The organism is Mycobacterium cajalii, assembly GCF_045809005.2.
Classification (GTDB): Bacteria; Actinomycetota; Actinomycetes; order Mycobacteriales; family Mycobacteriaceae; genus Mycobacterium.
In genome coordinates this window covers 2,975,447-2,989,661 of record NZ_CM141436.1, presented here as the reverse complement: position 1 = coordinate 2,989,661, position 14,215 = coordinate 2,975,447, and the positions used below count along the sequence as shown (strand labels likewise).

The 14,215-nt window shown below is 70.5% G+C and carries 14 protein-coding genes; 3 read left to right on the top strand and 11 right to left on the bottom strand.

Annotated elements, in window-relative coordinates; all coding sequences use genetic code 11:
- Positions 1-139: 139 nt before the first annotated feature.
- Complete coding sequence (locus tag ACJ512_RS14185; protein ID WP_407685495.1) at positions 140-991, top strand: hypothetical protein; 852 nt, start codon at positions 140-142, stop codon at positions 989-991.
- Here ACJ512_RS14185 and fadD1 read toward each other — a convergent pair.
- From fadD1 to ACJ512_RS14145, 8 genes are read right to left on the bottom strand one after another with little or no spacing between them, the layout of a single operon-like run.
- Positions 969-2,582 (bottom strand): fatty-acid--CoA ligase FadD1, encoded by a 1,614-nt coding sequence (gene fadD1 / locus ACJ512_RS14180; protein WP_407685496.1) that lies wholly within the window; start codon positions 2,580-2,582, stop codon positions 969-971. The two genes, ACJ512_RS14185 and fadD1, sit on opposite strands and share 23 nt — an antisense overlap.
- Positions 2,583-2,586: 4 nt before the next feature.
- On the bottom strand, positions 2,587-3,570 hold the full coding sequence (locus ACJ512_RS14175) for an alpha/beta hydrolase (RefSeq protein ID WP_407685497.1): 984 nt from the start codon (positions 3,568-3,570) through the stop codon (positions 2,587-2,589).
- Complete coding sequence (locus ACJ512_RS14170) at positions 3,567-3,980, bottom strand: Zn-ribbon domain-containing OB-fold protein (RefSeq protein ID WP_407685533.1); 414 nt, start codon at positions 3,978-3,980, stop codon at positions 3,567-3,569. The genes ACJ512_RS14175 and ACJ512_RS14170 overlap by 4 nt, the downstream gene beginning before the upstream one ends.
- Before the next feature lie 8 nt (positions 3,981-3,988).
- A complete protein-coding gene (locus tag ACJ512_RS14165) occupies positions 3,989-5,191 on the bottom strand; it encodes a thiolase family protein (RefSeq protein ID WP_407685498.1) in 1,203 nt (400 codons plus the stop codon).
- Positions 5,188-5,631, bottom strand: coding sequence for a hotdog family protein (locus tag ACJ512_RS14160; RefSeq protein WP_407685499.1), 444 nt, complete (start codon positions 5,629-5,631; stop codon positions 5,188-5,190). The genes ACJ512_RS14165 and ACJ512_RS14160 overlap by 4 nt, the downstream gene beginning before the upstream one ends.
- A gap of 7 nt (positions 5,632-5,638) precedes the next feature.
- Positions 5,639-6,139 carry a MaoC family dehydratase gene (locus ACJ512_RS14155; RefSeq protein ID WP_407685500.1) on the bottom strand — a complete coding sequence of 167 codons (501 nt, stop codon included), beginning with the start codon at positions 6,137-6,139 and terminating at the stop codon, positions 5,639-5,641.
- Entirely contained in the window at positions 6,129-7,244 is a 1,116-nt protein-coding gene (locus ACJ512_RS14150) for an acyl-CoA dehydrogenase family protein (protein ID WP_407685501.1), read from the bottom strand. Before ACJ512_RS14150 ends, ACJ512_RS14155 begins: the two co-directional genes overlap by 11 nt.
- Positions 7,245-7,247: 3 nt before the next feature.
- The gene (locus tag ACJ512_RS14145) at positions 7,248-8,438 is read right to left on the bottom strand and encodes an acyl-CoA dehydrogenase family protein (protein WP_407685502.1); all 1,191 of its coding nucleotides are present in this window, start codon (positions 8,436-8,438) and stop codon (positions 7,248-7,250) included.
- 387 nt (positions 8,439-8,825) lie between these two features.
- On the opposite strand from ACJ512_RS14145, the gene ACJ512_RS14140 reads away from it, so the two are divergent.
- Positions 8,826-8,990 (top strand): hypothetical protein, encoded by a 165-nt coding sequence (locus ACJ512_RS14140; protein WP_407685503.1) that lies wholly within the window; start codon positions 8,826-8,828, stop codon positions 8,988-8,990.
- Between the two features lie 35 nt (positions 8,991-9,025).
- Here the strand turns inward: ACJ512_RS14140 and ACJ512_RS14135 are convergent, their stop codons facing one another.
- On the bottom strand, positions 9,026-11,680 hold the full coding sequence (locus ACJ512_RS14135) for an FHA domain-containing protein (protein ID WP_407685504.1): 2,655 nt from the start codon (positions 11,678-11,680) through the stop codon (positions 9,026-9,028).
- 156 nt (positions 11,681-11,836) lie between these two features.
- Positions 11,837-12,874, bottom strand: coding sequence for an alpha/beta hydrolase (locus ACJ512_RS14130; RefSeq protein WP_407685505.1), 1,038 nt, complete (start codon positions 12,872-12,874; stop codon positions 11,837-11,839).
- A 169-nt stretch (positions 12,875-13,043) separates the two neighbouring features.
- Here ACJ512_RS14130 and ACJ512_RS14125 point away from each other — a divergent pair, with 169 nt between their 5' ends.
- Positions 13,044-13,898, top strand: coding sequence for an SDR family NAD(P)-dependent oxidoreductase (locus tag ACJ512_RS14125; RefSeq protein ID WP_407685506.1), 855 nt, complete (start codon positions 13,044-13,046; stop codon positions 13,896-13,898).
- A 121-nt stretch (positions 13,899-14,019) separates the two neighbouring features.
- On the opposite strand, the gene ACJ512_RS14120 is transcribed toward ACJ512_RS14125, so the two are convergent.
- Positions 14,020-14,208, bottom strand: coding sequence for a hypothetical protein (locus ACJ512_RS14120; protein ID WP_461480083.1), 189 nt, complete (start codon positions 14,206-14,208; stop codon positions 14,020-14,022).
- Between the last annotated feature and the right edge of the window lie 7 nt (positions 14,209-14,215).

Sequence of the window (14,215 nt, the reverse complement as noted above, 5' to 3'; positions counted from 1 at the left end):
GTTCCGTGCCCACATTCAAGCCGTCGCCCGCGCCGAACCGTCTTGCCGCGCCATCGGGATCGCCTATGGCATCGACAGGCGAAAACAATACGTAGGCGCGCTGTCGGCGGCCCGGCCCCGGCACGCCTAGTGTCGGTGTGTGCTGATCGGCTTCGTACTGGCCTTGGGCTGCGCGGTCTGCTACGGGTCGGCGTCGGTGTTGCAGGCGGCGGCCACCCGATCGGTGGAGGCGGGCAGCGGTTCGGGGCTCGACACCGTGCTGCTGTGGCGCGCGGCCCGGCAGTGGCGCTATCTCGCCGGCGTCAGCCTGGACGGGGCCGGCTTCCTGCTGCAGGTGGCCGCGCTGCGGATGGTGCCGATCTACGTCGTCGCCGCCGCGCTGGCCGCGTCGATCGCCGTCACCGGCGTCATGGCGGCGTGGGTGCTGTCGGCGCGGCTGTCACCGGCCGAATGGACGGCCGTGGGTGTCATCTGCCTCAGCCTGGTGGTGCTGGCGTTCGCCGCCGGCCCGGGCCACTTTCGCCCCGCCCCCGCCGGGCTCGACTGGGCGCTGTTGGGTGTGGTGGCCGCGATATTCGTCGCGGGCGCCGCCGCGGGCCGGCTGCCGGATCGCCCGCGGGCGCTCGCGCTGGGCCTGGCCGCCGGAACCGGTTTCGGGGTCATCGAGGTCGGCGTCCGCCTCATCGCGGTGATCGACCCCACGAAGGTTTCCTTCTACACCAACCCGGCCCTGTATGCGGCGGCCGCCGGCGGGGCCGCGGGTTTCCTGTTGCTCACCTCGGCCCTGCATCGCGGATCGGTGACCACGGCCGTCGCGGGGATGGTGGTCGGTGAAACCATCGCGCCCGCGTTCGTCGGAGTGGTCTGGCTGGGCGACCGTGCGCGCGACGGGCTGGGCTGGCTGGTCGTCGCGGGATTCGTCGTCGCGGTCTCCGGGGCGCTCGTGCTGGCGAGGTTCGGCGAGGCCCCTACTGCGGCCGAAGCGGGTTGAGGCGCGGGTCATCAGCCGGCTCAACGGCGTACCGGGTGCCGCGCGCCGACCGCGTCCACAGCGCCCCGCCCTGCGCGTCGGCGCCGGCGGCGATCAACTCGCGTTTGAGGATCTTGTTGGTGGCCGTCACCGGCAGGGCGGCGTCGATGCGCACGTAGCGTGGCCACGCCTTCGGTGACAGGTCGGGCTGGGCGGCCAGGAACTTCGCGAAATCGTCTGGCTCCAAACGGCTTCCGTCGCGCAGGACCAACGCGGCCATCACCTGGTCGCCGACCCGCTCGTCGGGCACGGCGTAGACGGCCACCTGGCTGACCTCGGGAATCCGCCCCAGGATCCGCTCGATGGGCGCCGCGGCCAGGTTCTCGCCGTCGACCCGCATCCAGTCGGCGGTGCGGCCCGCCAGGTAGATCCAGCCGTCGGCGTCGCGGTAGGCCAGATCGCCCGACCAGTACATGCCGTGCCGCAGTCGCTCGGCTGTCGCGGCGGGGTCGTTGTAGTAACCGGTGAACGGCCCCGCGCCCTGCGTGTTGACGAGTTCGCCGACCGCGGCGTCGAAGTTGGTCAGGGCGCCGTTCTCGTCGAACTCCGCGACGGCACACTCGGTGCATGTCGCCGGGTTGTAGATGCCGACCCCCGGATACGGCTTGCCGATGGAGCCGGGCGGGGCGCCGTCCTCGCGTACGACGATCACCGCGAACTCGCTGGAGCCGAAGCTGTCGATCACCCGGCAGCCGAAACGCCTCGCGAACTCGTCGATGTCGCGGTCGGTCGCCTCGTTGCCGAACGCCACCCGCAGGGTGTTGTCGGCGTCGTCGGGGCGCTCCGGCGTGGACAGGATCAGGGCCAACGGCTTGCCGACGTAGTTCATGTACGTCACGCGGTGGCGGCGCACGTCGTCGAGGAAGCGCGACGGCGAGAACCGGACCGGGACCATGGTGGCGCCGCAGCCGACGCCGACCGCCCACCCGGCGGCGACGCCGTTGGAGTGGAACAGCGGCATCGACAGGTAGCACACGTCGTCGGCCGTGACGCCGTACTGGAAGATCAGGCTCGCCCCGCACATGATCGCCATCCCGTGCGCGAACCGCACGGCCTTGGGATTTCCGCTGGTGCCCGAGGTGAAGATCATCATCAGCGTGTCGGCGGCGGTGACCTCGCGGTGGGCGACCAGGGGTGGCGCCGCCCCGACCGCCTCGGCGTAGCGGGACGCGCTCACGTCGAGCACCTCAACACCGGACAGGTCGAGACCGTCCAGCAGCGGCAGGTGCTCGTCGTCGACGAGCAGGATCTGGCAGTCCGAGCGCCGGATGTCGGCGAGCAGGCCGGCGCCGCGCCGGGTGGTGTTGACACCGCACAGGACGTAGCCGCCCAGCGCGGCCGCGGCCATCGCGCGAAGCATCTCCGGCGAGTTGGCCAGCAGGGCGCCGACGTGCAACGGACGGGTGGGGTCGGCGATCCCGATCAACGCGGCCGCCTCGGCCTCGGCCTCGGCGAGGTGTTCCCGCCAGGTCCAGGTCCGGTCGCCGTGGGCGACGGCGGGGGTGTCGTCGTGCAGGCGTTGCCGTAGCAGTTGTTGGACCGTCTCCGGCACGGTCTCAGCTCCCGGACGTGGGGTCGAGCAGCGTGCGCAGGTCGGCGTAGACCAGGTCGCGCGCGAGCACCGACGCGGCCAGCGACGGGATCGTCATGAAGCCGTGGAACATGTCCGGGAAGTCGCGGTGCACGACCGGCACGCCCGCGTCGTGCAACCGGCGGGCGTAGTCGCAGCCCTCGCTGTGCAGCGGGTCCTCCCCGGCGGTGACGACGACCGCGGGTGGCAGATCCGCGTGCGAGGCCGCGCGCGCCGGGGCCACGAGGTAGGGCGGTTCGACGATCCCGTCACCGCCCAGGTACTGCCGCCAGTACCACTGCATCGCGGCGCGGGTGTTGAAGGGACCCTGGGCGTAGCGGCGGTAGCTCTCGGTGTCGAACGACGGGTCGATGACCGGATAGAGCAACACCTGGGCGGCCGGCGGGGCCACCCCACGTTCCCGGCACAGGATGGGCACGACCGCCGCCAGGTTGCCGCCTGCGCTGTCGCCGGCGACGGCGATGCGCGCCGCGTCGACGCCGAGCTCCCCCGCGTGCTCCGCCGTCCAGCAGAAGGCGGCGAAGGCGTCCAGCGCGGCGGCCGGCGCGGGATGTTCGGGGGCGAGCCGGTAGTCGACCGAGACGACGACGGCCTGGCTGCCGCGGGCCAGGGTACGGCAGAAGCCGTCGTGGGAGTCGATGCCGCAGAAGACGAATCCGCCGCCGTGGCAGAACACGATCGCGGGCCGGTCGGTGCGCGGCCCGCCGTGCGGGTAATAGACCCGCACGGGGATCTGCCCGGCCGGACCCGGAACCGAGTGGTCGACGGCGCTGTGCACGTCGGCCGCGTTGTTGACGGGCATGCGGCGTTTGGCCACCGCCTCCCGCGCCGCCGCACCCGTCATGGTCTCGACGCGCGGGAAGCCGGCGTCCAACTCGCGCAACATGTCCCGCAGGTAGTCGTCGACCTGGGTCCGGTGGACATGGGTGGGCATCGTCGGCCCGCTCATGCGGGCCGGTACTTCAGCAGGGTGATCCCGGCTTCGGGGAGATCACAGAACACCGGCATCACTCGCATTCCTATCCGGACGTCGCGCGCGTCGACGTCGACCAATTCGGTGCTGATCCGCGGCCCGGCGTCCCACTCGACCACCGCGAGCAACTGGGGCAGCGCGTCGGCCCAGGGTGGTCCCGTGGGCCTGCGGGCCACGGTGAACGTGTACAGCGTTCCGGCGCCGTCGATTTCACGCCATTCCAGGTCGTCGGCCAGCGTCCCGGGGACCAGCGTGCGCGGATAGAACACGTAGCGGCCCGCCGACGGCGAATACTGCACCAGGATGCGGTGTTGGGCCAGCCCGTCCCAGAACGGCCGGGAGACGGGCGTGGGCTCGGGGACGGGACGGGGTTCGGTCGGGTTCACGGTCACGGTCAGTCCCCCCGCAGGAGCAGCGCCACCTGCTCGCTCATGATGCCGCCGTTGCCGGTGACGAACGCGGTGTGGCAGTCGCGCACCTGCGCATCGCCGGCCCGGCCCATGATCTGGCGGGCGCCGTCGACGACGTGGTGCATGCCGCCCGCCATGCCGGCCTGCCCGTAGGAGAGCTGGCCGCCGGCGGTGTTGAGCGGGAAATCACCGCGGTAGGTCAGGTCGTGGTCGGTGACCCATTGCATGCCTTTGCCTTTCGCGCAGAAGCCGGCGTCCTCGAGACTCATCAGCACCGTGATCGTGTAGCAGTCGTAGATCGACGCCACGTCGACGTCGGAGCGGCTCAGCCCGGCCATCGCGAACGCCTTGTCGGCGGCGCGGGCGATCGGCGTGCGCAGCAGGTCCGCGGCGTAGGTCGGCGTCTTGAACGCGATGTGCTCGCCGAAGCCGGTGATCCACACCGGCCGATGCCGGCTGCGGCGCGCGATGTCGGCGTTGGCGATCAGCACACCCGCTCCCCCGTGCACCCGCATCACCGTTTCCAGCATGTGGATCGGGTCGGCGATCATCGGGCTGGCGAGCACGTCGTCCACGGCGATCGGGGTGCCGTGGAACACCGCACCCGGGTGCGCGCACGCGTTGGTGCGTTGGTCCACCGCGATCTTGGCGATCGCGGCCGGGTCGTAGCCGAACTCGGCCGCGTACCGCTGGGCGATCTGCGCATACGGTGCGTTCTGGCCCACGTTGCCGTAGGGGATCTCGAACTCGGCCTGGGGTGACCCGTAGTTGTTCGACGACGCCCCATACCAATTCGGGGCGGCGGCCGGCCCGGTGGCAGACTGGGGCAGCGCTGCCGATCCGGGTACGACGGCCAGCACCGCGTCGCAGACACCGAGTTCCACGGCTGCCGCGGCCCGCCACACCATCCCCGCCGCGCTGGCTCCGCCCAGGTCGACCCGCTCTCCGAAATCCATTGGCAGGCCCAGGTATTCGCACAATGTGGCCGGGGCGAACATCGCCGACTCGGCCACCCCGTGGGTGATCAGGCCGTTGACGGCGGCGGGGTCGAGACCGGCGTCCTCGACGACCGCCTTCGCCAACGCCGCGTACTGGTCGAGGGTGAACCGGGGCGGCGCGGTCGGCCGTCGTTCGGCGGGCAACTCGGCGATCCCGACGATGGCCGCCTGGCCGCGCAGCCCCGTCATGACGGCGCTCCGCGCCGGGGCAACTGCACCGTCGCCGTCCCGGGCATCAGCACGGTGTCGGCGCGGCGGCCGGCGATGTCGAGGTCCACCAGGCCGGCGCCCCCGTCGGTGAGGTGCGTGCCGGTGATGACCCCGCCGAAGCGCAACGACTCACCGGGATGGGCCACGGCCCGGTTCTGCACGGAGAAAGACACCAGGCGGCCGCGTCCGCCGATCCAGTCGCCGATCGCGCGTGCCAGCAGCGCCGCCTGCAGCGGGCCCTGGACCAGCACGTCGTCGTAGCCTTCCCCGTGCGCCCACTGCTTGTCGTAGTGGATGCGGTGGCCGTTGTAGGTGGCCGCGCTGAAGAAGAACAGCTGGGTTTCGTCGACGGTGACGGTCAACGCCGGGATCTGCTCCCCCACCGCGACGTCCTCGAAGAAGACCTGTTGCTCGGTCAAGGCGCTCCTAAGGCCGGGCGATCATCGAGGTCGACGCTTCGGCAACCAGCTCGCCGTGCTGGTTACGGTAGATCGTGTGCCAGGTCACCAACACGAATCTGCCAGAGCGGCCCTTTTTTTCGGTGATCGACTCGATGGTGCGGACCATCTCGATCTGGTCACGGTGATAGGACGGCAGGTGGAAGCTGAAGCTCTCCCCGCCCGCCATCCGCTTGGGAGCGCGCGGGAATGCCAGGCTGCCCGAGACGGCGCCGGAGGAACCGTCGGGCCGCAGCGTCTCGAGGTGCGTGACGCCCAGCACGGCATACTGCAGGAACAGCGGCGGGCAGATGACGTCGCGAAACCCGTTGGCCCGCGCGTACTCCGGGTCGAACCACAACGGGTTGTGGTCGCCGACCGCGGCCGCCCACCGTTGCCAGTCGCGCCGGTTCACCTCACCGGTCGCCGACGCGGCGACCGTCCCCACCCGCGACGCCGACTCGGCGTCGATCAGGCTGTCATCGTTCATCGTCGAGGGCCTCCTCCAGCCATGCCGCGGCGACGTCGGCCCCGCCCCCCAGCGTCGAGCCCAACCGCGCCCGTTCGCTCCACAGATGCAGGTCCGTCTCGGTCACATAACCCATCCCGCCGTGCAACTGATGCGCGTCCAGGGTGATCAGCCGAGCCGCGCGGGCCGCGTGCATCCGGGCGATGGCCGTCTCCCGGGTTGCGGTGTGCCCGCGGGCGATCCGGAAGACCGCCGCGTGTGCGGCCAGACGCGCTGCGGCCAGGGCGATGTGCATGTCGGCGACCAGGTGCTGGGCGGCCTGGAACGACGCGATAGCCCGCCCGAACTGATGACGCAGCGTGGTGTAGTCCACGGTGCGCTCCAGCACCGCCTGGCCGATGCCCACCAGGTCCAGCGATCCCAATGCCACCGCCGTGTTGGCGAGCCGGCGCAGCGCGGGCTCGCCCACACCGTCGCCGAGCAGCGCGTCGGCCGGCACCGCCACGTCTTCGAAGCGCACGGTGAAAGCCCGGTGCCCGCCGGCCATGGCGAGGGGCTCGACGGCGAGTCCGTCGGCGCGGGTGTCGACGACGAGGACGAGGGTGCGCCCGGGCGCGGCGGCCGACACCACGACGAGGTCGGCGACGTCGGCGTCGGCGACGTAGTCGACGGTTCCGCTGAGCCGCCAGCGTGTCGACTCCGGGACGGCTTGCACGGCAGGCGATACGGCCGCGGCGTCGCGGGCGTTCCACAACGCCGTGGTGCCGCGGCTGCCGCCGCTGGCCAGCGGCGGCAGCCAGGCCGCCTTCAGCGCGGGCGTACCCAGCTGGTCGATCGCCAGCACCGCATGCACGGTGCTGTGCACCATCGTCGGGCACAGGGCGCGGCCCGTCTCGGTGTAGAAGACGGCGAGATCGTCGAGCGATCCCCCGGAACCGCCGTACTCCTCGGCGACGGCGAGCCCGAAGATCCCGGCGGCGGCCAGTGCCTTCCACAGCGCCGGGGCGCTGCGGTCGGCTCCGGGCCGGGACAGCGCGCGCACCAGGCTCACCGGGCATTCCGCCGCCAGCAGCGCCCGCGCTGCCGAGGCGAACTCGCGCTGTTCGTCGGTGGGGAGCAGTCTCATCGCTCAGCGTCCGTACGAGGGCATGCCGTGGCCGCGCTGGGCGATGATGTCGCGGAGCACCTCGTTGGTCCCGCCGCCGAAGCGCATCAACGGCGCGGCCCGGTAGAGCCGTTCGAACTTCCCGGCCAGCGGGGCATTTTCGCTGCGGTGTGCCAGCAGCCCGTCGGGGCCGAGCAGGTCGAGCGCCAGTTCGGCGATGCGCTGGCGCAGTTCGCTGGTGAAGACCTTCTCGACGCTGACCTCCACGGTGGGGATCACGCCGCCGTCGAGCATCGAGGCGGCCTCGTAGCCCATCAGCGTGGCCACCTCCACGTCGGCCTCGGCCTGCACCAGCCGGCGGCGCAGCGCCGGAGAGTCGGCGGGCACGCTGCCGTCGCGGCGGGGCCTTGCCGCGAGATCGCGCAATTCCTCCACGGCGCGCCGCAGATCGCCGGCGTTGGTCAGCGCGCCCCGCTCGAGGTCGAGCGCGCCGGTGATGTAAGTCCAGCCGCGGTTGACCTCGCCCACCAGGTTGGTGAGCGGGACCCGCACGTCGCGAAAGTGGACCTCGTTGGTGCGGTATCCCGACCAGGCGTAGAGGGGACGGATCTCGATACCGGGGCTGTCGACCGGGACGATGATGACCGAGATGCCGCGGTGCCGGGCCGCGTCGGGATCGGTGCGCACGCACAGCCACTCGTGGGTGGCGCGCTGGGCGCCGCTGTTCCAGATCTTCGTTCCGTTGATCACCCACTCCTGGCCGTCGCGCGTCGCGCGGGTCCGCAGGCCGGCCAGGTCGGTGCCGGCGTCGGGTTCGGAATAGCCGACGGCGCAGATCATCTCGCCTCTGGCGATCAGTGGCAGCCATTCGGTTTTGTTCCGCTCGGTGCCGTGCCGCATGATCATCGGCGCCACCGATGTGACCGTCAGGTCGGGACCGGGCACGCCCCAGTATTCGAACTCGCTCATCAGCAGGTGCTGATGGACCGCGCCGAGGCCCCCTTCGCCTCCCAGCCCGCCGTACTCGCGCGGCCAGTTCAGCCCGAACCAGCCCTTCTCGCCGATCTTGCGGCGGAAACGGGCAACCTCTCCGTTCGGGAATTCGAGATCGTGCCGGGCGAGCTCGGCGCGTAGCGCGGGGGTGACATTCTCCTGGAGGAATTCGCGGACCTCGGCCAGCCAGGCGCGCTGCCCGGCGTCGAGTTCGAAATCCATTCCGAAGCCCACCTCACCTTCCGGCCTTTCACACGGCAGCGCCAGCGTAACGCCGGGACAGAACGAGCTCCGCGATTTCGGGCTGACGTTACGCTCGCCGCTGCGCGGACATCGCGATGGCTCCGGACGACCGACGGCGGGACGGCCGCTCCCCCCGGACGGCATCGTCCGCCGGGCCGCGGTGCCGAGGCTCGAGTTGCATGACCGGTGGTCATGAAAGTGCACGTCGGACGGCATCCGGGTTTCACACTGTTAAAACGCTGTCAAACTCCCGTAAATCGGCACGACGGCCCTCGCGGCCACGCGACGGGGCTGCAAGGATCGTGGGATCGACCGGTCTTAGGTATCAGTCGTACCGCTCGGTCCGAAGCGCACGGGGAGAAGCAGATGCCAACTGTTGAGACACGCCTTCGCCAGGAACTACGCACCTGCGCCGTCGAGTTGCGCCAGCTGGCGTACACCCTGCCCCACGGCGTGGGCGAGCACGATCTCCTGCAGCTGTCCGACCGCATGCGTGCCGCCGCCGAACAGATGGCGCGCAAGGGGGCTTGACCGTTCGCGGTGCTTCGCCGGTCACCGGCAGGTGATCAGCCGCCCTTGAGGCGAATCCTCCAGCGCACGAAACCCAGGTAGACCATGCTGATCGCGAACAGCATGGCCACGTCGAACCACCATGCGCCGGCGGTGTGCTGCCAGTGCGAGTCCTTCGGCGTCACCGGGCCCGGCTCCAGCTTGAGCAGGTCCGCGGTGGATGCCGACGCCGCAAAACCCCACCTGGCGGGCGTGGCCCACGACATCTGGTCGAGCCCGACGCGGTCGGTGACCGGGATCATGCCGCCGGAGAACACCAGCTGCGACATCACCGCCACCACCAGCAGCGGCATGATCTGTTCGTTGGACTTGGCGATGGCCGACAACGCCAGCCCGAGCATCGCCGAGGCGACGCACGTCAACGCGACGTCGACGAACAGCTCCAGACCCGGCCGGCCCAGGGCGACGGCCCCCTGGGTGGGACCGCCCTTGCCGATCAGGACGATGACGGTCACGATCGCGGACTGGATCACCGCGAACACCGTGTACACGCAGACCTTGGCCAGGAGGTAGGCGCCGGTGGACAGGCCGACGGCCTGCTCGCGCAGGAAGATCGGACGCTCGCCGATGAGGTCCCGGATCGTCAGCGCGGTGCCCATGAACACGGCGCCGACGTTGAGCAGCACCAGGATCTGCCCGGGCTCGTTGGGCGCGGCACCCATGGGGTTGGGGATGCCGAACCCGACGTTGCCGGGAACCGACATCGACAGCGCACCCATGATGAAGGGCAACACCGCCAGGAAGGCGAAGTAGCCGCGGTCGGAGATGATCAGCCGCATCTGCCGCCGGGCGATGGTGGAGAACTGCCGGCGCAGGCTCGTGTGCGACGGGTCGCCGATCTCCGCGGGTTGCTCCACCGGTGGCGGCGGCGGGGGCGGTCCCGTCCGCGCCAGGTAGCGGGCCCGCGCCCCGTCCGGGTCGTTGGCCACCGTGCTGAAGATGTCGGCCCAATTCGTCGTCCCCATCGCGGGACCGATCTGGCTGGGCGGCCCGCAGAATGCGGTCTTGCCGCCGGGGGCCAGCAGCAGCACCTCGTCGCAGACGTCGAGGTAGGTCAGCGAGTGGGTGACCACGAGCACCACGCGGCCCGCGTCGGCCAACTGCCGCAGCATCGTCATGACCTGGCGGTCCAGGGCCGGGTCCAGACCCGAGGTCGGCTCGTCGAGGATCAGCAACGACGGCCCGGTGAGCAGCTCCAGCGCCACCGACGCGCGCTTGCGCTGGCCGCCGGACAGCTTGTCGACCCGGGTGTGCAGGTGCTGGGTCATCTCGAGTTCCTCGAGCACCCGCGCCACCACCTGTTCGCGGTCCTCTTTGGTGGTGTCCGGCGGCAGCCGCAACTCGGCGGCATACATCAGCGCCTGCTGCACGGTCAGCTGCCCGTGCACCACGTCGTCCTGCGGGACCATGCCGATCCTGCTGCGCAGCGAGGCGTACTCGGCATGGACGTTGTGGCCCTCGAACGTCACCGTGCCGGTGGTCGGGTGCGTGTAGCCGGCGACCAGGCGGGCGAACGTCGACTTGCCGGCACCAGAGGGACCGATGACGGCCGTCAGCGTCCCGGGGTGGGCTCCCATCGAGATGTTGTCCAGCAGCGTCTTGTTGTTCTCGATGGTCCACGTCACCCCGCGCACGTCGAGGCCGCCGGTGCGGGTCGCGGTTGCGGTCTCGTCGCGGCGGGCCAGCGTGCCACCGGCGAAGACGAGGTCGATGTTGCCGATCGTGACCACGTCCCCGTCGTGCAGCAGCGCTGAGTCGACCCGGGCGCCGTTGACGAACGTGCCGTTGATGCTGCGGTTGTCGTGGATCTCGGTGCCGTGGTCGGTCGGGACCAGGGTGGCGTGGTGACGGGACGCCAGCACCTCGGGGATGACGATGTCGTTGTCGTTGGCGCGGCCGATCTTGATCGCTCCGGGCGCCGACTCGGCGGCCGACCTGCCGGGGCGCAGGATCCGCATCATGGACGTCGCGATGTTGGTGGCGTCGCCGCCGATGCGGCCGGTCTCGCCGGCCCTCGGCTCGCCCGGGGGCGTGGCGGGCACCCGCATCGGTGGCGCCCGGTAGATCTGCGGCCCCTGTTGCGGCCCGCTGGGCGGGCCGGCGTGGTGTGCACCGGTCGGATGCCGCGGTTGCGGCTCCGGGGGGTAGCCCGGCAGTGGCCCGCTCGGGTGCCCGACCTGCGGGCCGCCGGGTTGCCGGAACGAGGCCGACGGGGGTTGATGCAGCTGGCCGGGCCGGTGCGCGACGGTCTGCGGCTGGGCGTGCGCCGGTGCGGCGCCGGCGTCGCCGTGATTCAAGATCGGTATCGACGTCGTCAGCGGGGGCCGGCCCGCCGAGCCCTGGTGTCGGCCCACTTCGAACGCCAGCGCGGGGCCGTCCGGATTGCCGATGTTGACCCGTAGGCCGTCCTGGATGTCGACGACCGGGACGCGGCGGTTGTTGACGTACAGGCCGTTGAGGCTTCCGTTGTCGATGGCGATCCAGCGGCCCTGGTCGAACCGCACGATCAGGTGGGTGCGGGAGATCAGCGGGTGCGCGACGCGCACGTCGGCGCGCAGGTCGCGGCCGATCACCACGTCGTTTCCTGCGGCGAAGGTGCGCTCGGATCCCTCGTAACGCACGGTCAGCACGGGCGGGGCTGGTCGGCTCATCCGCTTCACTGTATCGGCAGCGCGACCGATCGGGGGCAGGAGCTACGGTCGAGTTTCGGGCACAAACCCCGGGGTATCCCCTCAGCACCGTGCGACAGCGACGCCGCCGGCCTGCGCGAGGCTATGCGGCACAACATCTTTCGCGGCGCGCGAGGGCTAGCCCACCCTGGTGGTCGCCGGTAGGCTGCGCGACCACGCGGTGCCCGCGCGGCCGTCGGGCACCGCGTCCCGTTCGGCGGTGACCTCTTTGACGAAATCACCGATGTAGCGAATGGCGCGGCGCCCTTCGGGCAAAATGTCGGCCGCCAACGGGAAATCGTGGATCTGTCCGTCCCACAGGTGCAGATCGCAGCGGATTCCCGCGGCGTCCAGGCGTTTTGCCATCAGCTCGGCGTCGGGCAGCAGCAATTCGTCGGAACTGGCGTGGATGGTCACCGGCGGCAACGCGGACAGATCGGCTTCCACCGGTGAGACGACCGGGCCCGCGGAGCCGTCCGCGCCGGGAAGTTGTACCTCCCCGAGATATTGGGTGAATATCGACAACGCCGCGCGGGTGAACATCGAGCACCGGCGCGCATTGCGGTGCCCCAATTTTTCGGCCGGGTCGGCATCCGCGAACGGCGAGATCGTCGCGATGCCCGCCGGCGTGGCGACACGGGCGCGGATCGCGGAGAGCGCGGTCATGAACGCCAGGTATCCGCCGGCGGAGTCGCCGGCCACCACGACCTGCTCGCCGTCATAGCCGCTCTCCTGCAGCCAGCGGAACCCGTCGAGGCCGTCCTCGATGGCATCGTCGATCCGGTGCGAGGGCAGCTTGCGGTAGCCGACGGTGAGCACCGCGGCGTCGGCCGCTCTCGACAGGCGCGTCACCAGCGAACGGTGCGTGTTGAGGCCGCAGGTCAGAAATGCGCCCCCGTGCAGATAGAGAATGGCCCGTTTCGACGACGCCCCGGGCGCGCGAACCCATTCGGCGTTGCAGTTCTCCAGCCGCACCGGGTCGATCTTCGCGGAGGACCGAAAATGTGGCAGCAGTCCGGCAAGACCGTCCACATATTCCAGCGGCCAGTGCAGGTTGGGCTGAAAAGCCCACGCACGGACCGCGTTCTTCACGATCAGCCGGCTGGCCAGGGACACCGCAACCGATTGCGGACTGTGGCGATGGTGAATTCGCCGCTTTGTCTCTTGCTTTGGCAATACGTGGTACGGATCGTTCTTCTTCGTTGCCAATTTCAATCACTCCTGGCAGGAACAAGTACCCTTCCCGCGGCCCGGGAAACGACGGGTGAACTCGGGCCGGTGTCACGCTCGTCACGTTTGGCCCTCCCCTGCGCGGGGTAAGGGCCCGTGGCCCAAGATGGTGGACATGCAGGACGCCGAATCCGCGGCGGAAGCCGCCCCACTGCTGGCCGACCGGGTCGCGGTGGTCACCGGCGCCGGTGGCGGGATCGGGGCGGCCACCGCGCGGTTGTTCGCCCGGCACGGCGCCCACGTGGTCGTCGTCGACATCGATGCCGAACTGGCCCACGGCAACGCCGGCCGGATTGCGGCCAGTGGTGGCATCGCCATGCCGGTGGTGACCGATGTCCGCGACCCCGACCAGGTGGCCGGCCTGGCGCGGGCGGTACTGGAGCGGTTCGGGCGGGTGGATGTCCTGGTCAACAACGTGGGCCACTGGCTGCGCCACCCCGGCAACTTCGTCGACACCGACCCGCAACTGTGGGACGACCTGTACCGGATCAACCTGCATCACGTCTTCGCCGTGACCCGTGCCTTTCTGCCCTCGATGGTCGAGCAGCAGGCCGGCGCGATCGTCAACGTGTCCTCCGTCGAGGGCCTGCGGGGCTACCCGGAGGACCCGGTGTATGCGGCCTTCAAGGCCGCCGTCATCCACTTCACCCGCAGCCTCGCGGTTCAGGTCGGGCGCGACGGGGTCCGTGTCAACGCGATCGGACCCGACGTCACCGAATCCCTGCAGGTGCCCTACTCGCAATGGCTGTCCGCCGAGGAGCAGACGCAATGGCCGGGCTGGGTTCCGGTCGGGCGCATGGGCGTTCCCGAGGACCAGGCGCGGGTGATTCTTTTTCTGGCGTCGGATCTTTCGGCGTTCGTCACCGGACACACCATCCCGACCGATGGCGGCACCGGCGCGGCCGGCGGTTGGTTCCGCTCGTCGCGCCGGGCCGGCCGGGAATGGACGAACCGGCCCTTCGCGCCGTGATCGCCCGATACCCCGTTCACACGTAGCCGCGGACCGCGTTCTCGGCGCGGATCCGCACGCCGAGCACCAGCGCATTGGCGACGCTGAACACGACAGCGGTCAGCCACGCGATGAACCGCGGCTAGACGGCCCACACCTCGATGAAGCACGAAACCAGCAGCAGCGCATGAATACTCACCATCACCGGGTAGTGCTCCCGCCCGAATTCCCTGCCGCCGTGCGCAATCGACCATCGGGTGTTGCGCCGTGAAACCGCGAGTTCGACCAGGCGTTCAACGGCGACGGCGAGGATGAACAGGTAGTAGTACACGAGCGAC

Excerpts from the sequence above, each read along its gene's own strand:
- ACJ512_RS14175 (WP_407685497.1), bottom strand. The coding sequence starts at position 3,570 with ATGAGCGGGCCGACGATGCCCACCCATGTCCACCGGACCCAGGTCGAC.
- ACJ512_RS14165 (WP_407685498.1), bottom strand. The coding sequence starts at position 5,191 with ATGACGGGGCTGCGCGGCCAGGCGGCCATCGTCGGGATCGCCGAGTTG.
- ACJ512_RS14155 (WP_407685500.1), bottom strand. The coding sequence starts at position 6,139 with ATGAACGATGACAGCCTGATCGACGCCGAGTCGGCGTCGCGGGTGGGG.
- ACJ512_RS14150 (WP_407685501.1), bottom strand. The coding sequence starts at position 7,244 with ATGAGACTGCTCCCCACCGACGAACAGCGCGAGTTCGCCTCGGCAGCG.
- ACJ512_RS14145 (WP_407685502.1), bottom strand. The coding sequence starts at position 8,438 with ATGGATTTCGAACTCGACGCCGGGCAGCGCGCCTGGCTGGCCGAGGTC.
- ACJ512_RS14140 (WP_407685503.1), top strand. The coding sequence starts at position 8,826 with ATGCCAACTGTTGAGACACGCCTTCGCCAGGAACTACGCACCTGCGCC.
- ACJ512_RS14135 (WP_407685504.1), bottom strand. The coding sequence starts at position 11,680 with ATGAGCCGACCAGCCCCGCCCGTGCTGACCGTGCGTTACGAGGGATCC.
- ACJ512_RS14125 (WP_407685506.1), top strand. The coding sequence starts at position 13,044 with ATGCAGGACGCCGAATCCGCGGCGGAAGCCGCCCCACTGCTGGCCGAC.